At 73.8% G+C, this 26109-nt stretch carries 23 protein-coding genes; 10 read left to right on the top strand and 13 right to left on the bottom strand.

All coding sequences use genetic code 11. The features are described 5' to 3' along the window. Positions 1–89: 89 nt before the first annotated feature. The 3 genes from VR894_RS13495 to rlmC are packed head-to-tail and all read left to right on the top strand — an operon-like array spanning position 90 to position 3093. Positions 90–1274, top strand: coding sequence for a GDSL-type esterase/lipase family protein (locus VR894_RS13495; protein WP_324652338.1), 1185 nt, complete (start codon positions 90–92; stop codon positions 1272–1274). Positions 1275–1300: 26 nt separating this feature from the next. Beyond that, complete coding sequence (locus VR894_RS13500; protein WP_324652340.1) at positions 1301–1948, top strand: class I SAM-dependent methyltransferase; 648 nt, start codon at positions 1301–1303, stop codon at positions 1946–1948. A 5-nt stretch (positions 1949–1953) separates the two neighbouring features. Then, positions 1954–3093, top strand: a complete 1140-nt coding sequence (gene rlmC / locus VR894_RS13505) for a 23S rRNA (uracil(747)-C(5))-methyltransferase RlmC (RefSeq protein ID WP_324652387.1) — start codon at positions 1954–1956, stop codon at positions 3091–3093. Here rlmC and add read toward each other — a convergent pair. Continuing rightward, positions 3078–4097 (bottom strand): adenosine deaminase, encoded by a 1020-nt coding sequence (gene add / locus VR894_RS13510; RefSeq protein WP_324652342.1) that lies wholly within the window; start codon positions 4095–4097, stop codon positions 3078–3080. The genes rlmC and add overlap by 16 nt on opposite strands. A gap of 223 nt (positions 4098–4320) precedes the next feature. Here add and VR894_RS13515 point away from each other — a divergent pair, with 223 nt between their 5' ends. Beyond that, complete coding sequence (locus VR894_RS13515; protein ID WP_324652344.1) at positions 4321–5214, top strand: ribonuclease Z; 894 nt, start codon at positions 4321–4323, stop codon at positions 5212–5214. 69 nt (positions 5215–5283) lie between these two features. Here VR894_RS13515 and VR894_RS13520 read toward each other — a convergent pair whose 3' ends face one another. Then, positions 5284–6564 (bottom strand): MFS transporter, encoded by a 1281-nt coding sequence (locus VR894_RS13520; RefSeq protein ID WP_324652346.1) that lies wholly within the window; start codon positions 6562–6564, stop codon positions 5284–5286. A gap of 103 nt (positions 6565–6667) precedes the next feature. Between VR894_RS13520 and VR894_RS13525 the strand changes: the two genes are divergently transcribed. After that, positions 6668–7156, top strand: a complete 489-nt coding sequence (locus VR894_RS13525; protein ID WP_324652348.1) for a nucleoside deaminase — start codon at positions 6668–6670, stop codon at positions 7154–7156. Between the two features lie 21 nt (positions 7157–7177). Here the strand turns inward: VR894_RS13525 and VR894_RS13530 are convergent, their stop codons facing one another. Continuing rightward, positions 7178–8338, bottom strand: coding sequence for a GmrSD restriction endonuclease domain-containing protein (locus VR894_RS13530; protein ID WP_324652350.1), 1161 nt, complete (start codon positions 8336–8338; stop codon positions 7178–7180). A gap of 205 nt (positions 8339–8543) precedes the next feature. After that, positions 8544–9461: a serine hydrolase gene (locus tag VR894_RS13535; protein WP_324652351.1), complete on the bottom strand. Its 918-nt coding sequence runs from the start codon at positions 9459–9461 to the stop codon at positions 8544–8546. A gap of 75 nt (positions 9462–9536) precedes the next feature. Here VR894_RS13535 and VR894_RS13540 point away from each other — a divergent pair, with 75 nt between their 5' ends. Next, the gene (locus VR894_RS13540) at positions 9537–10331 is read left to right on the top strand and encodes a deoxyribonuclease IV (protein ID WP_324652353.1); all 795 of its coding nucleotides are present in this window, start codon (positions 9537–9539) and stop codon (positions 10329–10331) included. 19 nt (positions 10332–10350) lie between these two features. Here VR894_RS13540 and pgi read toward each other — a convergent pair whose 3' ends face one another. The 4 genes from pgi to VR894_RS13560 are packed head-to-tail and all read right to left on the bottom strand — an operon-like array spanning position 10351 to position 15905. Further along, a complete protein-coding gene (gene pgi, locus VR894_RS13545) occupies positions 10351–12021 on the bottom strand; it encodes a glucose-6-phosphate isomerase (protein ID WP_416380838.1) in 1671 nt (556 codons plus the stop codon). Between the two features lie 47 nt (positions 12022–12068). Then, entirely contained in the window at positions 12069–13211 is a 1143-nt protein-coding gene (locus VR894_RS13550; RefSeq protein WP_324652356.1) for a hypothetical protein, read from the bottom strand. After that, on the bottom strand, positions 13208–14755 hold the full coding sequence (locus VR894_RS13555) for an FAD-dependent oxidoreductase (RefSeq protein WP_324652358.1): 1548 nt from the start codon (positions 14753–14755) through the stop codon (positions 13208–13210). The genes VR894_RS13550 and VR894_RS13555 overlap by 4 nt, the downstream gene beginning before the upstream one ends. Further along, positions 14724–15905: a glutamate--cysteine ligase gene (locus VR894_RS13560; RefSeq protein ID WP_324652360.1), complete on the bottom strand. Its 1182-nt coding sequence runs from the start codon at positions 15903–15905 to the stop codon at positions 14724–14726. Before VR894_RS13560 ends, VR894_RS13555 begins: the two co-directional genes overlap by 32 nt. An 88-nt stretch (positions 15906–15993) precedes the next feature. On the opposite strand from VR894_RS13560, the gene hrpB reads away from it, so the two are divergent. Continuing rightward, positions 15994–18519, top strand: a complete 2526-nt coding sequence (gene hrpB / locus VR894_RS13565; RefSeq protein WP_324652362.1) for an ATP-dependent helicase HrpB — start codon at positions 15994–15996, stop codon at positions 18517–18519. 14 nt (positions 18520–18533) lie between these two features. Here hrpB and VR894_RS13570 read toward each other — a convergent pair whose 3' ends face one another. The 4 genes from VR894_RS13570 to adh form a co-directional block, all read right to left on the bottom strand. Then, a complete protein-coding gene (locus VR894_RS13570) occupies positions 18534–19598 on the bottom strand; it encodes a mechanosensitive ion channel family protein (protein WP_324652363.1) in 1065 nt (354 codons plus the stop codon). A 27-nt stretch (positions 19599–19625) separates the two neighbouring features. Then, a complete protein-coding gene (locus VR894_RS13575) occupies positions 19626–19928 on the bottom strand; it encodes a YciI family protein (protein ID WP_324652364.1) in 303 nt (100 codons plus the stop codon). A gap of 29 nt (positions 19929–19957) precedes the next feature. Beyond that, positions 19958–20482 carry a DUF779 domain-containing protein gene (locus tag VR894_RS13580; RefSeq protein WP_324652366.1) on the bottom strand — a complete coding sequence of 175 codons (525 nt, stop codon included), beginning with the start codon at positions 20480–20482 and terminating at the stop codon, positions 19958–19960. 61 nt (positions 20483–20543) lie between these two features. Then, on the bottom strand, positions 20544–22109 hold the full coding sequence (adh, locus tag VR894_RS13585) for an aldehyde dehydrogenase (RefSeq protein ID WP_324652368.1): 1566 nt from the start codon (positions 22107–22109) through the stop codon (positions 20544–20546). A gap of 173 nt (positions 22110–22282) precedes the next feature. Between adh and VR894_RS13590 the strand changes: the two genes are divergently transcribed. Together VR894_RS13590 and VR894_RS13595 are read left to right on the top strand one after the other, a co-directional pair. Then, positions 22283–22660, top strand: a complete 378-nt coding sequence (locus VR894_RS13590; protein WP_324652369.1) for a hypothetical protein — start codon at positions 22283–22285, stop codon at positions 22658–22660. Next, complete coding sequence (locus tag VR894_RS13595) at positions 22657–22920, top strand: hypothetical protein (RefSeq protein ID WP_324652370.1); 264 nt, start codon at positions 22657–22659, stop codon at positions 22918–22920. Before VR894_RS13590 ends, VR894_RS13595 begins: the two co-directional genes overlap by 4 nt. Here the strand turns inward: VR894_RS13595 and arfB are convergent. Then, entirely contained in the window at positions 22897–23322 is a 426-nt protein-coding gene (gene arfB / locus VR894_RS13600; RefSeq protein WP_324652372.1) for an alternative ribosome rescue aminoacyl-tRNA hydrolase ArfB, read from the bottom strand. The genes VR894_RS13595 and arfB overlap by 24 nt on opposite strands. Before the next feature lie 83 nt (positions 23323–23405). Between arfB and pepN the strand changes: the two genes are divergently transcribed. Then, on the top strand, positions 23406–26036 hold the full coding sequence (gene pepN, locus VR894_RS13605) for an aminopeptidase N (protein ID WP_324652374.1): 2631 nt from the start codon (positions 23406–23408) through the stop codon (positions 26034–26036). Positions 26037–26109: the final 73 nt, after the last annotated feature.

Consider the following 26109-nt stretch of genomic DNA (forward strand, 5'->3'; position numbering starts at 1 on the left):
CCGGGGCCCGTGATCGTCGCTGAGCGGGCTGCGGTAACGTGCTGCGCCGCCGCCGACGCGCGTCCGCGGACCCCACGACGAGGACAGGCATGCCGACCGACCAGCACTGGACGACCACGCCCATCACCGCGGCGCTGCTGCGCGGTGCGCTCGACCTCGAGCACACCGGGCGCGGTGTGCGTCCGCACCGCCTGCCCTCGTGGGCGCGCGCGCAGTATCCCGACCCGCAGCTGCTCATGGCGGAGTCGCAGCCGGCGGGCGTGCGCCTCGCGCTCCGGACGGCGGCCACCACGATCGAGCTGGACGTGCTCCCCACCAGGTACGGCTTCGCCGGCATGCCCCCGCGCCCGGAAGGAGTGTTCGACCTGGTCCTCGACGGTCGGCTCGCCGCCCAGGCGGTCGCGCCGACCGCGACGACGGTCACCATCGACGCCGCGACCGGCGAGGCGGACCACCGGCCCGGCGCGGTCGGCACCGCGCGGTTCGCCGGGCTGCCGGAGGGCGAGAAGGACGTCGAGCTCTGGCTCCCGCACAACGAGACGGTCGAGCTCGTCGCGCTGCGCACTGACGAACCGGTCCGGCCTGCGCCCGACTCCGGCCGACCGGTCTGGCTGCACCACGGCAGCTCGATCAGCCACGGGTCGAACGCCGACCACCCCACCGGGACGTGGACTGCGCTGGCAGCGGCACGCGCGGGCGTCGAGCTGGTCAACCTCGGCTTCAGCGGCAGCGCGCTGCTCGACCCGTTCACCGCCCGCACGATGCGCGACACCCCGGCCGACCTGCTCAGCGTGAAGATCGGGATCAACGTCGTCGGCGGCGACGTCATGCGCCGGCGCGCGTTCGGGCCCGCCGTCCACGGCTTCCTCGACACCCTGCGAGAGGGGCACCCGACGACGCCGCTGCTCGTCGTCTCACCGCTCCACACCCCCATCCACGAGGACACGCCGGGTCCGGGCGCCTTCGACCTCGAAGCACTGGCCACCGGGCGCATCGCCTTCCGTGCGACCGGTGACCCCGCGGACAGCGCAACAGGGAGGCTGACCCTCGCCGTCGTCCGCGAGGAGCTCGCCCATATCGTCGCCCAGCGGGCGGCGGACGACCCGCACCTCGGCTACCTCGACGGGCAGGCACTGTACGGGCCGGAGGACTACGCCGAGCTGCCGCTCCCCGACGAGCTCCACCCCGACGGCGCCGCCCACCGCCGCATCGCCGACCGCTTCGTCGCGCACGCCTTCGCGGCGGGCGGGACGCTCGCCGTCGGTGCCCGCTGAGCGCAGGACGGTGCGAGAGTAGGGGAGTGGGAACCGAGCACTTCGATGCCGCGGCCGCCGGCTGGGACCGTGACGAGGACAAGGTGAGGAGGGCGCGGGAGGTCGCCGACGCCGTCGCGTCAGCGGTCTCGCTGACGCCCTCGACGCGGGTCCTCGAGTACGGTGCCGGCACCGGGCTGGTCACCCAGGCCCTCCTCGGCCGGGTCGGTCCGGTGACCCTCGCAGACAGCTCCGCCGGGATGCGCGCCGTCCTCGCCGAGAAGGTCGCGACCGGCGTGCTGCCGGGCGCGCGGGTGTGGGAGCTCGACCTGGAGACGCAGCCCGTGCCCGACGAGCGGGTCGACCTCGTCGTCTCCTCCCTCGTGCTCCACCACATCCGCGACCTCGACCGGGTCCTGGCCGCTCTCACGACCATGCTGGCCCCGGGTGGTCACCTGTGCGTCGCGGACCTCGACCGTGAGGACGGCAGCTTCCACCAGCACGACGTCGAGGTCCACCACGGCTTCGACCGCACCGACGTCGCCGCCCGGCTGAGCGCTGCCGGGCTCACGGACGTGACCGTGACGGACTGCACCACGCTCGTCCGCGACGGCGTCACCTACACCGTCTTCCTCGCCGTCGGCCGCCGTGCCGGGACCGGTACCGGGACGACGCGCGCGACCATGGACGGGTGAGCACGATGCACTGTTCCTACTTCGACGCCGGCCGCTGCGGCTCCTGCACCCTCATGGGCCGGCCGTACGAGGAGCAGCTCGCGGGCAAGCAGGAGCATGTCAGGACGCTGCTCGCCGCGCACGAGCAGCTCAGCTGGCTCCCGCCGGTCGCGAGTCTCGAGTCCGGGTACCGGAACAAGGCCAAGATGGCCGTCGGCGGCAGCGTCGAGTCGCCCACCCTGGGCATCCTCGACGCCGGCGGACACGGCACGGACCTGCGGCACTGCGGGATCATCGCACCGGGCATCCGGGCGACGTTCAGCGCCCTCACCACGTTCATCGCCACCGCCGGCCTCGTCCCGTACGACGTGCCGGCGCGGCGCGGGGAGCTCAAGCACCTCATCGTCACCGAGTCGCCCGACGGTCGGCTCATGGTGCGCTTCGTCCTGCGCTCCCGGGAGGCCGTCCCACGGGTCCGCAAGCACCTGCCGACGCTCCGTGCGGCGCTCCCGCAGCTGAGGGTCGTGTCCGTCAACCTGCTGCCGGAGCACAAGGCCGTCGTCGAAGGCGAGGAGGAGCTCCTCCTCACCGAGCAGGAGACGCTGACGATGCGGCTCAACGGCATCGACCTCCACCTGCGTCCGCAGGGCTTCTTCCAGACCAACACCGACGTCGCCGCCACCCTCTACGCGCGGGCCAGCAGCTGGGCCGACGACGTCGCACCCCGGTCCGTCTGGGACCTCTACTGCGGGGTGGGCGGCTTCGCGCTGCACTGCGCGGCGCCGGGTCGGGACGTCGTCGGGATCGAGACGAGCGCGGCCGCCGTCGCCGCGGGGGAACGGAGCCGCCGCGAGGCCGGGCTGGCCAACGTCCGGTTCATCGCCGACGACGCGACGGCGTTCGCCCTCGCCGCCGACCGCTGGCCGGACCTGGTCATCGTCAACCCGCCCCGCCGCGGTATCGGCCCCCGGCTCGCGCAGTGGCTGGAGCACTCTTCAGTGCGGAACGTCCTGTACTCCAGCTGCAACGCGGCGTCGCTCGCGCGCGACCTCGCCGCCATGCCGTCGCTCGTGCCGGTGCGGGGACAGGTGCTCGACATGTTCCCCCAGACGTCGCACGCCGAGGTGCTCGTCCAGCTCGAGCGCCGCGGCTACGTCGCGGCGTAGGCGTCGAGCTCCGCGAGGTAGTGCTCGCGCTGCCGGTCCGGCAGCCACGCGATCTCGAAGGAGTTCCTCGCCAGCCGGGTGAGCTGCTCCCGGTCGAGCCCGGCGACCTCCGCGAGCCGGGCGTAGTTGTCGCCGACGTAGCCGCCGAAGTACGCCGGGTCGTCGGAGTTGACGCTCACCTTGACCCCCGCCTCCAGCAGCCCGAGGATCTCCCGCTCCTTGAGGCCCTCGCTGATCCAGCCGTTCGAGATCGGACAGGCGGTCAGCCCGATGCCGCGTGCCTTGAGGGCCTCGACGAGGTCGGGGCGCTCGAAGGCGTTCGTACCGTGGTCGATGCGGTCGACCCCGATGTCCTCGAGGACCTGCCGGATGTGCTCGTGGGTGTCGTCCTGGTCGACGTCGCAGTGCATCGTCAGGAGGAAGCCCTCGGCACGCGCCCGGGCGAAGACCTCCGTGAACTTGACCGGCGGGTTGCCCTGCTCGTCGGAGTCGAGACCGACGCCGAGGATCCAGTCCCGGTAGGGCAACGCCTCCATCAGGGTGCTCATCGCGTGCTCGGCGGTGAAGTCACGCAGGAAGCACAGGATGAGCTCGCCGCGGATGCCGAGGTCGCGACGACCCTCGACGAGGGCGCGACGCAGGCCCCCGATGATCGTCGCAAAGGGCACGCCGCGGGACGTGTGGGCCTGCGGGTCGAAGAAGATCTCGGCGTACCGCACGCCCTGGCTCGCCGCCTTGCGCAGGTAGGCCATCGCGAGGTCGTGGAAGTCGTCGGCGGTGACGAGGACCCGCATCGAGTCGTAGTAGACGGCAAGGAACGAGGGCAGGGAGTCGAAGTCGTAGGAGGCGCGCACCTCCTCGGCCGAGCCGTGCTCCAGCGGCACGCCGTTGCGCTGTGCCAGCTCGAACTTCAGCTCCGGCTCGAGGGTGCCCTCGATGTGCACGTGCAGCTCCGCCTTGGGCAGGCCGGTGATGAACTCCTGCAGGTCGCTCGTCGCGGTCACGCTCGTCCTCCTCCGTCGGCAACGTCACCCGGCCGAGGCGGGCCGGGTGCGAGGGACGCTACCGCTCACGGCCCGCGTCCGGAGGCGAATTGGCCCCGAGGACGGTCCCTCGGTGCGCGGCTGCGCCCGACGTGCCGCGCGTCCGCTGCCGCGACGTCCCACGGGCTCGCGATACTTGCTCACATGGACCACGTGCGCGATCCCGGCCTCTCGCCGGCCGGCCATGCGTGAGCTCGTCGTGCTCGGCACCGGCTCCCAGGTCCCGACCCGCACCCGCAACCACAACGGCTACCTGCTCCTGTGGGACGGGCAGGGCTACCTGTTCGACCCGGGCGAGGGCACCCAGCGGCAGATGATCCACGCCGGGGTCTCCGCCACCCAGGTCACCCGGATCTGCCTCACCCACGTCCACGGGGACCACTGCTACGGCCTGCCGGGCGTGCTGTCCCGGATGGTGCTCGACGGCGTCACGCACCCCGTCCACCTGCACTACCCGGTGAGCGGGCAGGACGTCGTCCGGGCGCTGGTGTCCGTGGCGTCACCCGGCCTGGACCTGCGCCTCCACCCGCACGGGGCCGCGGGGGAGGTGGCACCCGGGCTGGAGGTGCGACCGCTCCACCACCGGGTGGAGACCTACGGCTACCGGCTCGTCGAGCCCGACGGGCGCACCCTGCTCCCCGAGCGGCTCTCCGCGGTCGGCATCGCCGGCCCGGACGTCGGCAGGCTCCGGCGCGACGGCCGCCTGGGTGCGGTACGGCTGGAGGACGTCAGCGTTCCCCGGCGCGGGCAGCGGTTCGCCCTCGTCATGGACACCGCTCCCTGTCCGGGTGCCGAGGACCTGGCCGACGGCGCGGACCTGCTCCTCGCGGAGTCGACCTTCGCCGACGACGACGCCGCCCTCGCCGAGGAGTACCGGCACCTCACGGCAGGGCAGGCCGGAGCACTCGCAGCCGCCGGGCGAGCGCGGACCCTCGTCCTCACGCACTTCTCCTCCCGGTACGGCGACCTCGAGGAGCTGCGGGCCCAGGCCGAGGCACGGGCTGGTGGGGCCGCCGTCGTCGTCGCCCACGACCTCGACCGCCTGCCGCTGCCACGGAGGCGTCACCAGGGCGCGTGAGACGTCGCGGTCCGAACGCCGGGCGTCCGGCGACGTGCGCGGCGTGCGGAGGTGGCGCGGCCAGGCGGCTCAGCCGGTCGAGACCTCGGGCAGCCGGCGGGCGGCGACGACTCCCGCGGCTCCGAGAGAGGCGAGGAACGCCAGCGCCCAGTGCACGCCCCACACCGCGAGCAGGGCGCTGACGCCACCGGCGAGGAGCAGGATCAGCCCCATCGCGGAGTTCGAGACGGCGACGTACCGGGTGCGCTGGTCGCCCTCCGCCATGTCGACGACGTAGGTCTTGCGCCCCATCCGCACCCCGGTGTGTACGAGTGTCACGACGAGGTACGCCGCGACGAACAGGGCCGCTCCCCACCCGGAGGAGCTCTCGACGGCGGGCACCCGGCTGAGCACGAGCACGAGCACGATGACGATGGAGGCGACCGCGGCGCCGGCGGCCATGAGGGTGCGGCTCGAGCGGTCGGCCAGACGCCCGAACAGCGGGCCACCGACGAGGGAGGACACCCCCGAGGCGATGACGAACCCGCCCAGCCCGCTCAGCGCCCCGGCACCCGACGACACCGCGAGGCTGACGAGGAACGGCGGGCTGAGTGACGACACGAGCAGCAGACTCCGGGTAAGGACGAAGCGCCGGAAGGGCACGTCGTCGCGCAGCATGGTGACCATCGCCGGGAACCAGCCCGACGACGGGTCGGGACCGGCCTCCTCCGGCACCGGTTCCCGGATCCGGGCGTAGGTGAGTGCGGCGAGCACCCACAGCAGGGCCGCACCGGCGAGGAGCCAGGCGAGCTGCCCGGCGGAGAGGTCACCGCCGCCGAGCACGCGCAGTCCCAGCCCGAGCGTGATCGCCACGACGCCGGACGCCGTGGTCGACAGTCCGGTGATCTGCCCTCGCTCGCCCTTGGGCACGGTCCGGCCCTGGACGTCCTTGGAGGCGATGGAGCACAGGCTGCGCCCGAGGGAGAAGACGGCCAGGGCCGCGAGGATCGTGATGCCGGCGAGCAGCCCGTGGCCGACCGCCGCCGTGAGCGCGATGGCGGCGACCGCCGCGGCCTGGACGAGCGCGCCGGCGACGAACACCAGGGCACGGCGGCGCACCCGCAGCACGATCGGGGTGAGGAACGCCTGCGGGAGCATCGACCCCGACTCCCGCACCGGGACGAGCAGCCCGGTGAGCGACGCCGGCACACCGAGGGTGTGGAACAGCCAGGGCAGGACGGTCGAGGCGTTGACCGCCTGGTCGCCCGAGCTCTGCAGCGCGTTCGCGGCCACGAGCCGCAGGCCGTTGCGGGGGACGTCACGGCGGACCTCCTCGGGGAGGTCGGCCTCGGCGTCGCGGTCGCGTCTCATCACCGCGTCGTACACACGCCTGCTGCTCGCCACGCGGTGGAGCCTATGCCGCGGACGGCACCGCGGCAGCGACAGGGCGCTGGACGTCCCCGATACTCGGGTCATGACGATCACCGACACCGACCTCGACCACCTGCGCCGCTGCGTCGACCTCGCCCGGGAGGCGCTGGAGGACGGCGACGAGCCCTTCGGCTCCGTCCTGGTGGCCGCCGGGGGACAGGTGCGCTTCGAGGACCGCAACCGCGTCAAGGACGGCGACCGCACCCGCCACCCGGAGCTCGAGATCGCTCGCTGGGCGGCGCGCCACCTCACTGCCGACGAGCGGGCCGCCGCCACGGTGTACACGTCCGGCGAGCACTGCCCGATGTGCGCCGCGGCGCACGCGTGGGTCGGCCTCGGCCGGATCGTCTACGCGAGCTCCAGCGCCCAGCTCTCCGAGTGGCGCACCGAGTGGGGCGTGGCGCCGGGCCCGGTGCGACCGCTACCGGTCAACGAGGTGGCTCCCGGCGTCCCGGTCGACGGACCGGTGCCGGAGCTGGCCGACGAGGTCCAGGAGCTGCAGCGGCTGCTGCACACCCGCCGTCCGGCGTAGCCGCGAGACGCCGCGGACCACCTACTCGCAGGCCACGCCGTCGCCGTCGCCGTCCAGGTGCGTGCCGTACCCCGGGTCGCCGACGCGGGCCGGTGCGACGCCGGCGGCACGCGCGGCCGCGCAGCTGGGGTAGGGGACGTCTCGTGCGTGATCGGCCGGCGCCGGGACCGGCGGCTCGGGTGCCGCCCCCACCTCCCGGGCCGCGGAGCCGCTCGGCAGCGGCTGGCCGGGGCAGTCACCGAGGACGCGGACCATCGCGTCCTGCTCCGCCTGCGTGACCCACAGGCCGTACGCGTCCTTGACCGCCACCTGCCGCGCCACGTAGGGGCAACGGTAGGAGCGGTTGGGCGGCAGCCAGGTGGCGGTGTCGCCGTCGCCCTTCTGCATGTTGAGCGGGCCGTCGACGGCGAGCAGGTTGAGCGGGTCGTTGCCGAACCGTACCCGGGTGTCGCTGTCCCACTGCTGAGCGCCCTTCTGCCACGCATCCGAGAGTGCGACGACGTGGTCGACCTGGACCGCGTTGCTCGTCTCGTCGCCCCGCACGAACTCGATCCGCCGCCCGCTGTACGGGTCGCCGAGGACCCCGGAGACCACCACGCAGTCCCTGGTCCCGGGGCGGTGGCTCACCCCGGTGAGGTCCCGGGCAAGGATGTCGTTGCGGGTGTCGCAGCCGTTGCGGTCGGTGTCCACCCACCCGCCGCCGAAGAGGCCGCGGTCGTACCCGGCGCGCGGTGCGCGGCCCTTGACCTCGAGGTCGAGCGCGGTCGCCAGGGCTGTCCCCGCAGCGGCGTCCGCTGTCCCAGGTGGACCCGCGTCGTCCGGCGACGGCGTGGCTGTCGGGGCGAGATCAGGTGTGGCGTCCGCCGCGGACGGGAGCCCGGCGCCCGGCGTGGCCGCGGGAGCGGCCGACGGCGCAGGGGCAGGTGAGGCGCTGGGCGTGGTCGTCGCAACGTCCGCCGGTGGCGGGTCGGCCACCGCTCCACCGGCGAGGAGGACGACGACGCCAACGGCGACGGTCCCGCCGAGCCCGCGTCGTCCGACGGCCGACCGGCGGCGCAGCAGCGCCCAGCCCGCCGTCACCACGAGGTAGAGCCCGGAGAGCACGAGGGCTGCTTCCGGACGGCCCGTGAGGGCCGGAAGCACGAGAGCCACCGCGTGCCCGATGAACCATGCCGTCGGCACGCCGGGGCGCCCCTCTCGGCGGGGTCCAGGGGCTGGGCGTGCGTCGTCCACGGTGCGTCCTTTGGACGGTGCGGCGCGCACGGCACGGGGTGGAGGTCCCCGTGCCACGGCCGCCAAGATCGGCAGGTGACGACGTCAGTATGCCGCCGCGGGCGCCACGGACGGGATCTCGGGTCCAGCGAGCCGGTGTCACGCCGGACGGCGCTCAGACCTCCGGCAGGAGCGGCAGGAGATCCTCCCACACGGCGCGGAGGATGTCGTTCGAGGCGCTCTCGCGGTGCGCGGTGATCGTCACGACGGCCCGGTGCCTCGGGAGCACGACCGCGAACTGCCCGTACTTGCCGTCGGCGCGCCATGCGTCGGCGACCGTGCAGCGCCAGACCTGGTACCCGTACCCGGCGCTGCTCTCCGGGTCCTCGGAGAAGTCGCTGCAGTCCACGACGTCCGAGCGCATCCGCTCGACGAACCCGGCCGGGACGAGCTCGCTGTCCTCCCACCGGCCGTCCTGGAGGAGCAGCTGCCCGAGACGGGCGAACTCACTCGAGCGCAGGTGCAGCCCGACGCCGCCCAGGCTGTAGCCCCGGGGGCAGCGCATCCACTGCGGGTTGCTGATGCCCAGCGGCTCGAACAGGCGGGGGAGGAGGAAGTCGCGCAGGTCCTGCCCGCTCACGGCGTGCACCACGCGGCCGAGGACGTAGCTCGACCCGTTGGAGTACCGGAAGCTCGAGCCCGGCTCGGCGACGGGCTCGGCGGTGAGGAAGGCACCCAGCAGGTCCGGCTCCTCCGCCTGCCCGGGGCCGAACCCGGTGAACGGGCTGCCGCTGGTCATCTGCAGCAGGTGGCGCACGGTGATCGCCTCGGTGCCGTCCGCGTGCGGGTGCTCAGGGAAGAACCCGACGACGGCGTCGTCGAGGTCGAGCAGCCCCTCGGCCTGGGCCATCCCCACAGCCACCGCGGTGAAGGTCTTGGACCCCGAGTAGAGGTGGACGGGGTCGTCGCTGCGGAAGCGGTGCTCGACGGGCTCGTGCCCCTCCCGGTGCAGGTGGATGCCGTACACCCCGAGGTTGCGCTCGACGGTGCGCAGGCGGAACCCGGTGAGCAGGCTGGCGTCGGTCGTGGGCATCGGCGTCCTCGTCCTCGGTGGTCGGTCGGCGCCCCCACCCTAGTGCTGTCGGTGCCAGCGGATAGGCTCGGATCCATGCCACTAGTCGGAGCCCACGTCGACCAGACCGACCCGATCGCCGAGGCGCAGGCCCGCGGTGCGGACGCGGTGCAGATCTTCCTCGGGGACCCGCAGGGGTGGAAGGGACCCGAGGTCCGCTACGCCGGTGGCGCCCAGGCGCTGCGGGAGGCCGCCGCCGGTGCGGGGATCGCGATCTACGTCCACGCGCCGTACGTGCTCAACGTCGCGACGACGAACAACCGCATCCGCATCCCCAGCCGCAAGCTGCTCCAGAAGCAGGTCGACGCCGCCGCGGAGGTCGGCGCGGCCGGGATCATCGTGCACGGCGGCCACGTGCTGGCGGCCGACGACCCCGCCGTCGGGTTCGACAACTGGCGCAAGTGCATCGACGGCCTGGACGCCAAGGTCCCGGTCCTCATCGAGAACACCGCGGGCGGGAAGAGCTCGATGGCCAGGGGTGTCGAGCGCCTCGAGCGGCTGTGGGCCTCGGTGCTCGCGGCGGACGGTGGTGCGGAGGTCGGCTTCTGCCTCGACACCTGCCACGCCTACGCCGGGGGAGAGCAGCTCGCCGGGCTGGTGGAGCGGGTGCGTGCGGTGACCGGCCGGATCGACCTCGTCCACGCGAACGACAGCCGTGACGTGTTCGACTCCGGCGCGGACCGTCACGCCAACCTCGGCGAGGGCACCCTGCCGGCGGACGAGCTGGCGGCGCTGCTGCGTGAGGCCGGTGCCCCGGTCATCGTCGAGACCCCCGGCGGTCCGGAGGAGCACCGCGCGGACATCGCCTGGGTCCGCGACCAGCTCGGCTGACCGCCCGCGGCGCCCGCGCTCAGCCTTCCCGCCGCAGCCGGCGGTAGCGCCTGATGAGGGCGTTGGTCGAGGAGTCGTGCCCGAGGTCCGGCTCCTCCTCGGCACCGAGCTCGGGGCCGAGCTGCTTGGCCAGCACCTTGCCGAGCTCGACGCCCCACTGGTCGAAGGAGTTGATCCCCCACACGACGCCCTGCGTGAAGACCTTGTGCTCGTAGAGCGCGACGAGCTGCCCGAGCACGGAGGGGGTGAGCCGCGGCGCGAGCACGAGGGTGGTGGGGGAGTTGCCCCCGAAGGTCTTGTGCGCGACCAGCTCCTCGGCCACCCCCTCGGCGCGGACCTCCTGGGCCGTCTTGCCGAAGGCCAGCGCCTCCGCCTGGGCGAGGAGGTTGGCCGTCAGCTGGTCGTGGTGACCGGGGACCTCGTCCGCCGGGTGGACGAAGCCGATGAGGTCCGCGGGCACGAGTTGGGTGCCCTGGTGGATGAGCTGGTAGAACGCGTGCTGGCCGTTGGTGCCCGGCTCGCCCCACACGACCGGACCGGTCTGGACTGCCACGGGTGCGCCGTCGAGGGTGACGGACTTGCCGTTGGACTCCATGTCGAGCTGCTGGAGGTAGGCGGGGAAGCGGGAGAGGTACTCGCTGTAGGGCAGGACAGCGTGGGTCGCGGCGCCCCGGAAGTTGCGGTGCCAGACGCCGATGAGGCCGAGCAGCGCCGGGACGTTGCGCTCCAGGGGTGTCGTGCGGAAGTGCTCGTCCATCAGGTGGAAGCCGGCGAGCATGTCGCGGTAGTGCTCGGCGCCGACGGAGATCATCAGCGCGAGGCCCACGGCCGAGGTCATCGAGTAGCGGCCGCCGACCCAGTCCCAGAAGCCGAACATGTTCTCGGTGTCGATGCCGAACTCGGCGACCTTCTCGGTGTTCGTCGAGACCGCGACGAAGTGCCTGGCGACGGCGGCCCGGTCACCGAGCGCCTCCACCAGCCAGTCCCGCGCGGTCGTCGCGTTGGTGATCGTCTCGATGGTCGTGAAGGTCTTCGACGCGACGACGAACAACGTCTGCTCGGCGTCGGCACCGGCGAGCACCCGGGCGATGTCGTCACCGTCGACGTTGGAGACGAAGTCGACGGCGATCGTCGGGTCCGCGTAGGGCGCGAGCGCGATGGTCGCCATCTTGGGGCCGAGGTCCGAGCCGCCGATGCCGATGTTGACCACGCGGGTGATCCGCCTGCCGGTGTGGCCCCGCCACTCGCCGGTGCGTACCCGCTCGGTGAAGGCCGCCATCCGGTCGAGCACGCCGTGGACGTCGGCGACGACGTCCTGGCCGTCGACGACCAGCCTGCTGTCGCGCGGCGCCCGCAGCGCCGTGTGGAGCACGGCGCGGTCCTCGGTCACGTTGATGTGCTCGCCGCGGTACATGGCCTCGACCCGCTCCGGGAGACCCGCGGCACGGGCGAGGTCGACGAGCAGGGAGAGCGTCTCGTCCGTGACGCCGTTCTTGGAGTAGTCGACGTAGAGGTCACCCACCTCGGCGGCCAGCCGCTCCCCGCGCCCGGGGTCGGCGGCGAACAGCTCGCGCAGGGTGGAGCCGGCCGTCGCCGCGGCGTGCTCCTCGAGTGCGGTCCACTGCGGTGTGGTCGAGATGTCATGTGACACAGCTGCTGCTCCTGGGCTCTCGGGGTGACGTCCGTTCATCATGGCCCGTGCCGACGGGAAACGCGACGGTGGTCCGGCGGACGGCCTCAGTCGGCGCGCTCGATCCGGGCCAGGGACTCCACCGCCCGCCGCAGGGAGATGAGGATGCCGTCGACGAGCAGCTGGTCGTCCTGCCGAGGGGCGAGCTCACGCGCGTCCTCGACGGCCTCGGCCGCGTCACCGCTGTCCAGCGGTTCGTCCTCCTCGTTGACGTGCAGGTCGGCCGTCCCCGCCACCGACGTGTTCTCCAGCGCCTCGGCGATGGTGCGCAGGGCCGAGCAGATCCGCTCCCGCACCTCACCCGAGAGCGTGTCCGTCCGGTGGACGGTGTCGGAGGCGAGGTCGCTGAACAGGAGGTCGGCCAGGTCGTTGACGGTGAGCGCCAGCCGGTCCAGGGTCTGTGTCTCGTAGCGCAGCGCGTCGATGGACCCGCTGTACCGACTCGCCCGCGGGTTGCGCCGTGCCGCCTCGCCGACCTCGGACACCGCGGAGTGCATCCGGGCCCGTTCGCTCGGTGAGGTCGCGTACTTCTCCTCCCACTCCTGCAGCGTCGGCAGCTCCTCGCCCTCCAGCACGTCGGCGAGCTGCTCGATCTCACGCGCCACCGTGCGGCGGAAGAGACTGACCGCGGCCTGCGCCGGCGCGAGCGGCAGCGGCGGGAAGACCGCGTTGACGCCGATGCCGATGAGTGCGCCGAGCAGGGTGAGGCTCGGGTACACCCACGCGAACGTGCCGTCGGGCTGGCCGAGGATGAGGGAGAAGAGCGCGGCCGTCGGCACCCAGCCCCCCATCGGGCCGAGCACCCGCCACCCCGCGAGCACGACCGCCAGGGCGACGGTGAGCGCGATCGCGGGCGGCCCGGGGAGCGGCAGGAAGTCGACCGCTAGGCCCACGAGGCCCCCGACGGCGATCGCCCCGACCGCCTGGACCGACTCCCGCACCGACCCGGCGAGCGTGAACGTCGTGGCGATGACCGCACCGAACGGCGCGTAGTACGGGTACTCGGCGGCTGGCCCGGGGAGCAGACCGGCCACCACCCAGGCCAGTGCGGCCGCGATGGCGGCGCGGATGCCCAGCGCGAAGCGGGGGTGGCGGCGCCACTGGTCACGCCACCACGACAGGCGCCTGACGTCCGGGGGGAGGGGGATCCGCACGCGCCATGCCGGGGGCGGCGAGGGAGCGGTGGTCATCGGGCCGGCAGACCTCGCGTCGCCGGGCCCTCGAGCAGCTCCCCGTCGGCCGCGAACCGCGACCCGTGCAACGGGCAGTCCCAGGAGAGCTCCTCGTCGTTCCACCGCAGCACCCCGCCGAGGTGCGGGCACACCGCGGAGACGGAGCGGGTGACGCCGTCGACGGTGGACACGGCCACCGGGTGGAGGCCGCGGCGCACGACGCAGCCGGTGCCCTCCGCCGGTGCGGTGTCCGTGTCCCCGGGACCGGCGTCCGCCGGGTCGGTGCCGGGCCGGTCCTCGGTGGCGGGCGCCGGGTGGGCGAGGGCGCGCGCGTACCCGCCCGCCATCTGGACGGCGACGCCGGCGTTGAGGCGGACCGCCTCGGTGATGCCGGCCATCTCGTAGCGGCTCCACGTGCGGTACGCGTCACACCACCCCGGGACGGCGTCGGCGAGCGACGCGGCGATGAGGTGGGCCGCGGCCACCGCGTTCGTCATCCCCCACTTGGCGAAGCCGGTCGCCACGGTGACCCGTGAGTCGCGGGGGAGGAGGGGTCCGACGTACGGCAGCTCGTCGACGGGGTGGTAGTCCTGCGCCGACCAGCGGGCCACCACGCGTGCGCCCGGGAACCACCGCTGTCCCCAGCTCAGCAGGTTCTCCGCCCGGGCCCGGGGCGACTCCGCCCGCCCGACGACGTGGGAGGCGCCGCCCACGAGGACGACCTCGCCGTCGGGCGAGGGTGCCGTGCGCACCGACCTCGTCGGCGTGCCCGCCGTGATGGACATCTGCAGGCCGGTGGGCTGGTCGACAGCGAGCGCGAGCGCGTAGGACCGCTGCGGCTCGAGCCGCGCGAAGTAGGCGCCCCGGTCCGCGAACGGGGTCCCGGTCGCGAGGACGACGTGGTCGGCCCGGACGGTGCCGCGGCTGGTGACCACCGTGTCGTCCGTGCCGTGGGCGTCGGTCACCCGCGCGCCGGTGCACACGACGACCCCTGCGTCCTCGGCCGCCCGGGTGAGCGCGGAGAGCACGGCCACCGGGTCGACCTGCGCCTGCTCGGGGAGCCAGGTCCCGGCGAGCGCGGGGAAGGGGGCGTCGAACGACTCACGCCACTCGACGGGGAGCCCTGCCGACCGGGCGACGGCGTGCTCCTCCTCCGCGGCCCCGAGCTGCTGGGGGCCGGCGGCGTAGGTGACGGCGGCCCTGCGCTGGACGGGCACGTCGGCGCGCGCGCACTCGGCGAGCAGCCAGTCCTGCCCGATCCGGTTGCCCTCGACGTACTGCCGCAGCAGGTCGGGCCCGTGGCGTTCGGAGATCGTCGACAGCCGGGTCCCCTGGAGGAGAGACACCTTCGCCGTCGAGTGCCCCGACGTCCCCGCGCCGACGTAGCGGCCCTCGAGGACGACGACGGCGGCACCCGACCGGGCGAGCAGCACGGCCGTCGCGAGCCCGGTCAGTCCTGCGCCGACGACGGCGACGTCGTAGCGCCCGGTGACCGGCTCGCTCGCGAAACGCTCGGCACCGGGGACGCTGTCAGGCCCGGAGCTGAGCCACAGTGAGGTCATGATCCTGTCCTTCCAGTCCGTGGGTCGTGCGCACGGCGGCAGCGACGACGTCGCTCAGGCTGCCGGTGCGCTCCATCTCCCGCCGTTGCCGGTCGGCGCCCGTGCCGTCCGTCAGCAGGCGGGCCACGCCCTCGGTGACGAGGGCGACGTCGTCGTACTCCTCCAGCGCGGGCCGCACGTACTCGACGAGGTCGGCGAGGACGTCGGCGGCGGGACGCGGGCGTGAGGTGACCGGGTCGAGCAGCTCACCGCTCAGGCCGTAGCGCGCGGCCTGCCAGGTGGCGAGCCGGAGCATCTGGGTGCGGACCTGCGGAACCGGCTCGCCGGCCCGCCAGCGGGCGGACGTGGCCTGGACCAGGGCGCGGGAGAGCGCGGCGAGGAGGACGGTGTCCCGCACGTCCTGGCAGACGTCGGCGACGCGGAACTCCAGCGTCGGGTAGGAGGAGGAGAGCCGGGCGTCGAGGTAGACCATGCCGGGGTCCATCGCGACGCCGCTCGCGACGGAGTCCTCGACGAAGCGGTGGTAGGCCTCGGCGGACCCGAACAGGTCGGGCGGTCCGGCGGTCGGCCACCGGCCCATGACCTGGTTGCGGTAGCTCGCGTACCCGGAGTCCCGACCCTGCCAGTACGGGGAGTTGGCGCTGACGGCGAGCAGCACCGGCAACCACACGCGGATCCGGTCGAGGACGGCGACGGCCTCCTCGTCGGAGTCCACGGACACGTGGACGTGGCACCCGCAGGTGAGCTGCTCGCTGCCGGTGAGGCCGAAGCGTTCGACGATCTGCCGGTACCGGTCGCTCTCGCCGGCGCGCGGCTCCACGGGCAGCGGCGAGGTGGCGATGGCGGCGATGCGCGCGCCCTCGCGTCGGGCCGCCCCCTCCGCGTGCGAACGCCAGGCGACGAGCTCCTCGCCGAGCGCCTCCATCGTGCGGTGCGGCGCGGTGTCGGTCTCCACCTGCTGACGCTGGAGCTCCCCGCCGAGGCTGGACCCGGCCTCGGCGGGGTGGCCCGGACCGGGGCGGTCGTCGTCCGCGTCGTGCTCCCGAGCCGCGAGGTCCGCCCTGCGCAGCACCTGCGGTGCGATCGAGATCGCCTGTCCGGACCCGCTGCGCACGAGCAGCAGCTCCTCTTCCACACCCACTGTTCTCATCCGGTCAGTCTGGCCCGGCACTCGCCGGTCGGCACGGCGGGCGGCCGCGAGCACGCCCCGCCCCGTCGCGTGACGGCACACTGGTCCCGTGCCCCTCCGCGACCTCTCCGTCCTCCTCGCCGACCCGCCGGACCTCCCCGTGGTCCGCGGCCTGGCAGGGCTCGAGCGGGCGGTGTCCGCGGCCGGCGCCGCCGTGCTGCAGTCCCCGCCGGGCAGCGGGAAGACGACGCTCGTGCCGCCCGCGCTGGCCGTCGCCCTCGGCGGCCGGGTGGTGGTGACCCAGCCCCGGCGGATCGCGGCCCGGGCGGCAGCCCGGCGCCTGGCGGAGCTCCTCGGCCAGCCCGTGGGGCAGGTGTCCGGCTTCGCGGTCCGGGGCGAACGGAGGTCGAACGCGGGCACGCTGGTGGAGTTCGTCACAGCCGGCACCCTGTTGCGTCGCGTCCAGCGGGACCCGGAGCTGCCGGGGGTCCGCGCCGTCGTCCTCGACGAGGTCCACGAACGGCAGATCGACTCCGACCTGCTGCTCGCGATGCTCGTGGAGGCCCGTTCCGCCCTGCGGGAGGACCTCGCCCTCGTCGCCATGTCCGCCACCGTCGAGGCCGGGCGCGTGGCGGCGCTGCTCGGGCCCGCCACCGAGGTCGTCACCGTGCCCGGCGCGCTCCACCCCGTGACGACCGTGTGGTGCCCGCCCCCGCGCACGGCTCCGCAGCTCACCCCGCACGGGACCAGCCCGGCCTTCCTCGGCCACGTCGCCGACGTCGTCGGGCGCGCGCTGCGCGAGCAGGACGGCGACGTCCTCGTCTTCCTCCCGGGCGCTCGTGAGGTCGACGACGTCGCGACCAGGGTCAGGGCGAGCAGCCGGGAGGTGGACGTGCTGCCGCTCCACGGCCGCCTCCCCGGCGCCGAGCAGGACCGTGCCCTGCGGCAGGGACCCGGGCGGCGGGTCGTGGTGTCGACGTCGGTGGCCGAGTCCTCCCTCACCGTCCCGGGCGTGCGGGTCGTCGTCGACGCCGGGCTCGCGCGCGAGCCGCGCACCGACCACCACCGCGGGCTGGCCGGGCTCGTCACCCGACGTGTCAGCCAGGCGGGGGCCGAGCAGCGGGCAGGCCGCGCGGGCCGGCAGGGGCCCGGGACGGTCTACCGGTGCTGGTCGGCCGGCGAGCACGCCCAGCTCGCCCGTCAGCCCCAGCCGGAGATCCTCACCGGCGACCTCACCGGGCCCATGCTCGAGCTCGCCCTGTGGGGCGCCCCGGGCGGCAGCGGCCTGGCGCTCCTCGACCCGCCGCCCGCGGCCGCCGCCGCCGCGGCCCACGCCGTCCTCACCGACCTCGGCGCCCTGGCACCGGACGGGTCGGTCACCGGGCGCGGTCGGGAGATCGCCGAGGTGGGGACCGACCCACGCCTGGCGCGTGCCCTGCTCGACGGAGCCGACGTCGTCGGGCCGCGGACCGCTGCCGAGGTCGTCGCACTGCTCTCCGACGACGGCGGGTCGTCGGACGTCGACCTCACGGCCACCCTCCGCCGGCTCCGCGCCGCGGGCCGCGCCGGCGCGTGGCGACGGGAGGCGGACAGGTGGGAGCGCCACCTCTCCGCGACCCGCTCCGGCGGGCCGCGCCGGCGGTCGGGCGAGCGGCTGGACCTCGACCTCGCCGTCGGGTACGTCACCGCGCTCGCCCACCCGGACCGGATCGCGCGGAGGCGGCCGGGGTCCGACCGGTACCTGCTCGCCGGCGGTGCCGGTGCCCGCCTCACCGGGGGAGCCCTCGCCGGCAGCGAGTGGCTCGCCGTCGCCGACGCGACCCGCTCACCGGGCCAGACCGACGCGCTCATCCGCGGGGCCGCACCGGTCGACGAGGCCACCGCCCGGGAGGCCGGCGCCCCCCTGCTCCGCACCGTGGACGACGTCGCCTGGCGCGACGGCCACCTCATCAGCCGTCGGGTGGTCCGGCTCGGGGCGATCGAGCTGTCCGCCGAGCCGCTCGCACGACCGCCCGTCGACCTCGTCGCCGCGGCGGTCCAGGACGGGCTGCGTGCCGACGGCCTCGGTCTGGTGCCCTGGCCGGCGGCAGCGCTCGCCCTGCGGCAGCGCCTGGCCTTCCTCCACGCGGCGCTCGGCCCGCCCTGGCCCGACGTCTCCGACGACGCCCTCCTCGAGCACGTCCAGGACTGGCTCGGCCCCGACCTCGCGGGGGTACGCGGTCCGCGGGCGCTGGCCCGGGTCGACACGACGACGGCGCTGCGCCGGCTGCTGCCGTGGCCGGACGCCGCGCGGCTGGAGGAGCTGGCGCCGGAGCGCGTCACCGTGCCGACCGGCTCCGCGCTGCGGATCGACTACTCCGACCCGGGCAGGCCGACGCTCGCCGTGCGCATCCAGGAGGTCTTCGGGTGGCGCGGGGCCCCCGCCCTCGCAGGTGGCCGCGTGCCGCTCGTGATCGAGCTCCTCTCACCCGCGCGGCGCCCGGCCGCCGTCACCGCCGACCTCGCCGGGTTCTGGCGTACCGGCTACCCGCAGGTCCGTGCCGAGCTGCGTGGCCGCTACCCGAAGCACCCGTGGCCGGAGGACCCGACGACCGCCCCCGCGACGACCCAGACGAAGGGACGGGCGCGTGGGTAGCTCAGGACGGGCGGTCAGTCCTCGGCGGCCGCCACCTGCTCCGCGTACGGGGGCATCGAGACCCTGCGCACCGGCAGCGCCTCGGGGTTGTGCTCCCGCAGCCACACGATGAGGTGCTCACGCACCGCGCACCGGAGCACCCAGTCGTTGTCGGCGTTCTTCGTCGTGACGAGGGCGCGCACGGTCACGTGGCCGCCGACGGCATCGGTGACGACGACCGACTGGGCGCGTCCGTCCCACGCGGGGTGCTCGGAGACGAACCGGGTGAGCTCGGCGCGCATCCCGGCGAAGTCGGTGCGCCAGTCGAGCTCGAAGTACACGACGCCGGTGACCGTGTCGCCCGTGCGGCTCCAGTTGATGAAGGGCTCGGTGGTGAAGTAGGTCGAGGGCAGCACCTTGTGGCGCTCGTCCCAGATGCTCAGCACGACGTAGGACAGCGTGATGTCCTCGATCGTGCTCCACGTGCCGTCCACCTCGACGATGTCGCCGATCCGGATCGCGTCGGTGAAGGCCAGCTGGAGCCCGGCGAAGAGGTTGCTCAGGCTGCTCTGTGCGGCGATGCCGGCGACGACGCTCAGCAGGCCGGCGGAGGCGAGGATCGTCGCCCCGACGCGCTCGACACCCGGGAAGGTGAGGAGGACGAGGGCGGCGCCGATGATGACGAAGACCGCGTTGACGACGCGCCGGACGAGCACCATCTGGGTCTGGGCGCGCCGTCGTCCACGGTCGTCGTCGGACTTGCGGGCGACCACCCGCCGCTGGGTGTGGTCGAGCCAGGCGAGCACGAGCGTGGCGATGAACCACACCGCGGCGACGATGATCGCGATGAGGAGGACGTGCAGGCCGACGTCCCGGAAGGTCGATGCCTCGGCGGTCGCCGCGAAGGCGATCCGCAGCGAGATCGCCAGGAGCAGCGCGGCCAGGGGCCGGCGGACGCGCAGCCACGACTGGAGCACGGTCGGCGTGCGCCGTCCCAGCCGGGTGATGCCGAGGTTGACGGCGAGGAGCACGAGCACGACCGCGGTGCCCGAGACCGCGACCGCGATGATCCACTTGAGTACGGGCCAGAGTTCGTCCATGGATCCAGCAGTAACAGACGCCGTCGGCTACTGCGACGCGTGCTCGGTGAAGGGACCGATGACCGGGTTCCACGGCCGCAGCGTCCGCCTGGCGACGAGGTGGGCGCGGTGGAAGGGGTCGTCGTCGAGCAGGCGCTGCGCGGCGTCGAGGTCCTCCGCGACGACGAGCAGCAGCGCGCCGGGAGCCGCGTTGTCCAGCCACGGACCCGACGCGAGGAGCGAGCCCTGCTCGAGGAGGCCGGTGAGGAACTCGCGGTGCTCGGGGCGCAGGGTGGCGAGGTCATCCGTGCGGGCGGGGTCGTAGGTGTACTCGACAGCGAAGACAGTCATGGTTGCGAGCGTACTGGGGCGCGCAGGGCTCAGCCGCCGGGGATCGCGCAGGCGTCCGCCACGTCGGTGACCACCTGGGGGCGGGTGGCGGCCGGTGGCCGGGCACCGGTGTCCCAGTCCGCCCCGGTGAGGACGGGCTGCTGCGCGAGGGCCCGAACCTCGGACTCGTTGAACACCCGGGAGCGGGTGAGGAAGCGCACGCCCTCCGGACCCTCGAGGCTGAACCCGGCACCGCGACCGGGCACGACGTCCAGGACGAGCTGAGTGTGCTGCCACGCGTCGAACTGCTGCGCGGAGATCCACACCGGCACGCCGTCGGCGTCCTCCGGCGCGTCGGGACGGACCTGCCCGGTGAACAGCCGCAGGTCCAGCACTCCGAGGAGCACCTCGCGGTCCCCGACGATGAACTCGCCCTGCGGGTAGCACATGGGGGAGGACCCGTCGCAGCAGCCACCGGACTGGTGCATCATCAGCGGGCCGTGCTGGTCGTGCAGACGGTCGAGCAGCTCCATGGCGGCGGGCAGCGCCGCGACGCGGGGCACCATGACGTCCATCGTCCCTCCTCGGGGCGTGGGACCGGGACCGGCCATGCGCCGGCCCCGGTCCGCCTGCGGTCTAGAAGAAGCCCTGCGCTCCAGGAGCGTAGGAGACGAGGAGGTTCTTCGTCTGCTGGTAGTGCTCGAGCATCATGAGGTGGTTCTCCCGGCCGATGCCCGACTGCTTGTACCCACCGAACGCCGCGTGCGCCGGGTACTGGTGGTAGGTGTTCGTCCACACGCGGCCGGCCTGGATGGCGCGCCCGGCGCGGTACATCGTGTCGGCGCTGCGGCTCCACACCCCGGCGCCGAGGCCGTAGAGGGTGTCGTTGGCGATCTCGATCGCGTCGTCGAAGTCCTTGAACGTCGTCACGGACAGGACGGGACCAAAGATCTCCTCCTGGAAGACCCGCATCTTGTTGTGGCCCTTGAAGACCGTCGGCTGGATGTAGAAGCCGCCGTCGAGCCCGTCGACCGAGTCGACGTCGCCGCCGATGAGCACCTCGGCGCCCTCCTGGCGGCCGATGTCGAGGTAGCTCCTGATCTTCTCGAACTGGTCGGAGGAGGCCTGCGCGCCCACCATCGTCGCCGGGTCCAGCGGGTGGCCCCGCTTGACGGCCTGCACGCGCGGCAGCGCCCTGGCCATGAACTCGTCGTAGATGGACTCGTGGATGAGGGCGCGGGACGGGCAGGTGCACACCTCGCCCTGGTTGAGGGCGAACATCGTGAAGCCCTCGAGGGCCTTGTCGAGGTACTCGTCATCCGCCGCCATGACGTCGGGGAAGAAGAGGTTGGGGGACTTGCCGCCGAGCTCGAGGGTCACCGGGATGATGTTCTGGGTCGCGTACTGCATGATCAGCCGGCCGGTGGTCGTCTCACCGGTGAAGGCGATCTTGGCGATGCGCGGGTTGGACGCGAGCGGCTTGCCGGCCTCGAGGCCGAAGCCGTTGACGATGTTGAGCACGCCGTCGGGCAGCAGGTCCCCGATCAGGGTCATGAGGTAGAGGATTGAGGACGGGGTCTGCTCGGCCGGCTTGAGCACGACGGCGTTCCCCGCGGCCAGGGCCGGCGCGAGCTTCCACGTGGCCATGAGGATGGGGAAGTTCCACGGGATGATCTGGCCGACGACGCCCAGCGGCTCGTGGAAGTGATAGGCGACGGTGTCCTCGTCGAGCTGGGAGATCCCGCCCTGCTGGGCGCGCAGCGCACCGGCGAAGTAGCGGAAGTGGTCGATCGCGAGCGGGAGGTCGGCGTTGAGGGTCTCCCGGACCGGCTTGCCGTTCTCCCAGGTCTCCGCGACGGCGAGGCGCTCGAGGTTCTCCTCCATGCGGTCGGCGATGCGGTGGAGGATGAGCGCGCGCTCGGCCACCGACGTCCGGCCCCAGCCGGGTGCCGCCGCGTGGGCGGCGTCCAGCGCGAGCTCGATGTCCTCCGCCGTGCTCCGGGCGACCTCGGTGAACACCTTGCCGTCCACCGGGCTCGGGTTGCCGAAGTACTGCCCCTTGACCGGCGGCACCCACCGGCCCCCGATGTAGTTGTCGTAGCGCTTCTCGTAGCTCATCAGCGCCCCCTCGGTGCCGGGGGCGGCGTAGACGTCCGAAGCGGCGCTGGCGGTGTCCCTCGCGAGGTCGGTCTCTGTGGTCATGAACGAGGACTCCTTCGTGTCTCGATCTGCCGGTGGTCCCGGAGGCGGCTCGTCGTTGAGCCGCCTGCCGTCGACGATATGCCGTGGGCCACACGTTGTGAAGGCCCGGTGACCGTCGTGCACCGGCGGTGAACGCCAGGGGGACGACACCATCCCGCACGAGTGGAGCCACCATGAGCACCGCGCCCACCTGGGTGCCCGCCGACGCCTGCACCCTGCCCACCCCGGAGCAGCCGCTGCGCGTGACGGAGTTCGCCACCCTGTTCGCCGCGTCCCTGCGCGAGGTGCGGCGGACGGGAGACCGTCACCTGCGGCTCGCGCTGTGCAGCGGCCCTGGCGTCGAGGCGACCGCCCGTGAGCTCGCCGCCCGGGAGACGCGCTGCTGCAGCTTCTTCCGCTTCGCCGTCAGCGCCGGGGCCGGCACCGTGGTCATCGACGTCGGCGTACCGCCGTCCCGCACGGAGGTGCTCGACGGCCTCCAGCGGCAGGCGGAGTCGGCCCTCACACCCCGTCCCCCCACCCGAGTACCGGACCACGAAGGAGCACCATGATCGTCCAGACCTGGGAGCAGGTCAGGGTCGAGACCGACCACCGTCGTGAGCGCCTCACCCGTGCCTGGGGCCGGTCCCGCCGGTCGCGCCCCTCCCGGCACACCGCCGGGCCAGCACGTGGTGCGGCGGCCCCACCGCCCGAGGACGTCGCACCGGTCCCGGTGAGGCGCACGGGCACCGCGCCGCTGCCGGCACCCCTGGCGCTCGAGGACGCCGTGCCGGCTGCGAGCGAGCCCTCAGTCCGTCGGGCGGCGGCGTAGGTCCTTGACCTGGCTGCGGCGCGTCTTGGCCTCGGCGCGGCGGCGTCGCGCGCCACGTGAGGGTGTGGTCGCGCGCCGTCGGGGCGGCGGGGGAGCGAGCGCCTCACGCAGCAGCTGGGCCAGCCGCTCGGCGGCGGCCTGCCGGTTGCGCAGCTGGGACCGGTGCTCGCTCGCCGCGACCGTGAGCCGGCCGTCGACGAGCCGTCCCGCCAGGGCCTCGAGCACCCGGGCCCGCTGGCGCTCGTCCAGCGCGGACGTCTCGGCGAGGTCGACGGTGAGCTCCACGCGGGAGTCGGTGGTGTTGACCCCCTGCCCGCCGGGACCCGAGGAGCGGGAGAAGCGCCAGGCCAGCTCCTCCTCCCGCAGGATGACGGAGGAGGTCACGCGGATCTCGGTGGCCATGCACCCAGCCTCTCACCGGTGGGCCGAGACTCGCGTCGGCAGACGGTTGGTGAACGCCGCCGCGGACGTGCTTTGCTCCTCCGGTGAGCAACCTGACCCGCGCCGAGACCCGCGCGCGCGCCGCGCGGCTGACCGTCCACGCCGTCACCGTCGAGCTCGACCTCCGGGCCGCCCGCGACCCGGGCACGGCGACCTTCCCGACGACGAGCACCCTGCGGCTGACGAGCACCGCCCCCGCGACGTGGCTCGACTTCCTCGGCCCGCGGGTGCACGCCGTCGTCGTCGACGGCCAGGAGCGGGAGGTGCGCCTCAGCGACGGACGCGTGACCGTGGACGGTCTGCGGACCGACGGCGGCGAGTCGACCGTCGTCGTGCGCGGTGAGGGTGCGTACTCGCGGACGGGGGAGGGGCTGCACCGGTTCGTCGACCCGGTGGACGGCGAGACCTACCTCTACACCCAGTACGAGCCGGCCGACGCGCGCCGGGTCTTCGCCTGCTGCGAGCAGCCCGACCTCAAGGCGCCCTACGGCTTCGTCGTCACGGCACCGGCCGAGTGGCACGTGCTCTCCAACTCCGCGGCGGAGACCGTGACCGACAACGACGACGGGTCGCGCACCTGGGTCTTCTCCCCGACCCCACCGTTGTCCACCTACATCACCGCCGTCGTCGCCGGCCCGTACCACCGGGAGGAGAGCCACTGGTCGCGCGAGCTGCCCGACGGTGGCGGGCTGGACGTGCCGCTCGGGCTGTGGTGCCGGGCCTCGCTGGCGCCCTACCTCGACGCCGAGGAGTTCCTCGAGGTCACCCGCCAGGGCCTGGACCTGTTCCACGACGCGTTCGCCTACCCCTACCCGTGGGGGAAGTACGACCAGGTGCTCGTGCCCGAGTACAACCTCGGCGCGATGGAGAACCCGGGCCTGGTGACCTTCACCGAGGCCTACCTCTTCCGGTCCCAGGCCACCGAGGCGCAGCGCGAGGCGCGCGCGACGACGATCCTCCACGAGATGGCCCACATGTGGTTCGGCGACCTCGCCACCATGCGCTGGTGGGACGACCTGTGGCTCAAGGAGTCCTTCGCCGACTACATGGGCACCCACGCCACCGCGACAGCGACCCGATTCACGAGTGCCTGGACGAGCTTCGCGCTGCGGCGCAAGGCGTGGGCCTACCGGCAGGACCAGCTGCCGACCACCCACCCCGTCGTCGCCGACATCCCCGACCTCGAGGCCGCGAAGCAGAACTTCGACGGCATCACCTATGCCAAGGGCGCCTCGGTGCTCAAGCAGCTCGTCGCCTTCGTCGGCGAGGAGGCGTTCCTGTCCGGCGCCCGTGCCTACTTCCGCCGCCACGCCTACGCCAGCACGTCGCTGCCCGACCTGCTCACGGTGCTGGAGGAGGCGTCGGGCCGCGACCTGTCGGCCTGGAGCCGCCAGTGGCTGCAGACCTCCGGCCCCTCGACGCTCACCACCGAGCTGGACAGCGCCGGCGGCAGGGTCACGACACTGAGGGTCCGCCAGGACGACGACGGCGGCACCCTGCGCGACCACCGGCTCGTCCTCGGGTGCTACACCACCGACGACGACGGCACCCTGGTCCGGACGCACCGGCTCGAGACCGAGGTGTCCGGCTCCGTCACGGAGGTCCCCGACGCGGCCGGCATCCCCGTCCCCGACCTCGTCCTCGTCAACGACGACGACCTCACCTACGCCAAGATCCGCCTCGACGGGCGGAGCACGGCGACGGCGCTGCGGGCGGCCGGCACCATCACCGAGCCACTGTCCCGTGCCGTGCTGTGGTCCGCGCTGTGGAACGCCACGCGCGACGGCGTGCTGCCGGCCGCCGCGTTCCTCGACGCCGTCGTGTCCCAGCTGCCCACCGAGACGGAGATCGGGATCGTCCGGGACCTCCTCGCCCACGCGACGAGCGCCGTCGAGCACTACCTGCCCGTGGACCAGCGGTCCGGCGCCCGCGGGCTGCTCGCCGCCGAGACGTTCGCGCAGCTGGGTCGCTGCACGGCCGGGTCCGGGCTCCAGCTGGTCTGGGCGCGGGCCTTCGCGGGCGCCGCCGCTCGGGCGCCCGAGGCCGCGTCCCAGGTGCGGGAGGTGCTCGCGGGCGAGGTTGCTGGTCTGCGGCTCGACCCGGACCTGCGGTGGTCGCTGTGGCAGGCCCTCGCCGCCGTCGGGGCCGCCGGCGAGGCCGAGCTCGACGCGGAGCTGGCGCAGGAGGACACGGCCACCACGAGGCTGGCGCACCGGGCCGCCCTGGTCGGCCGTCCCGACGCCGCCGTCAAGGCGCGAGCCTGGGCGGCGCTCGGCCTGCCCGAGCCGGGTGGTCCGGCGCACCCGGGGGAGAGCGCCCTGTCGAACGACGAGGTGGACGCCGTCCTCGACGGCCTCACCCAGCCGTTGCACGCCGACCTGCTGGACACCTACGTCGAGCCGTACTTCGAGCTGCTGCCGCAGCTGTGGTCCGGCCGCTCGATCGAGATCGCCGAGCGCCTGGTCCAGGGCCTGTACCCGGACTGGGTGGACGGTCCCGCGGGAGCGGTCGAGGAGCACCCGGTGGTCGCCCGCACACGCCGGTGGCTCGCCGAGCACGACGACGCGGCAGCCGGCCTGCGCCGCTGCCTGCTCGAGCAGCTCGACGACCTGGAGCGCGCCGTCCGGGCGCGGGGCGCGGGCAGCCGCCGCAGCCGCGACGACCGAGCAGGCTAGACGGTATGGCGTGACCGGCTCGTCGTGAGGCGGTTGCGGGCCGGGGCCTCGCTCACGAGATTCGTGGGTTACC

This window comes from Georgenia sp. H159 (assembly GCF_035607575.1).
Lineage (GTDB): Bacteria > Actinomycetota > Actinomycetes > Actinomycetales > Actinomycetaceae > Oceanitalea.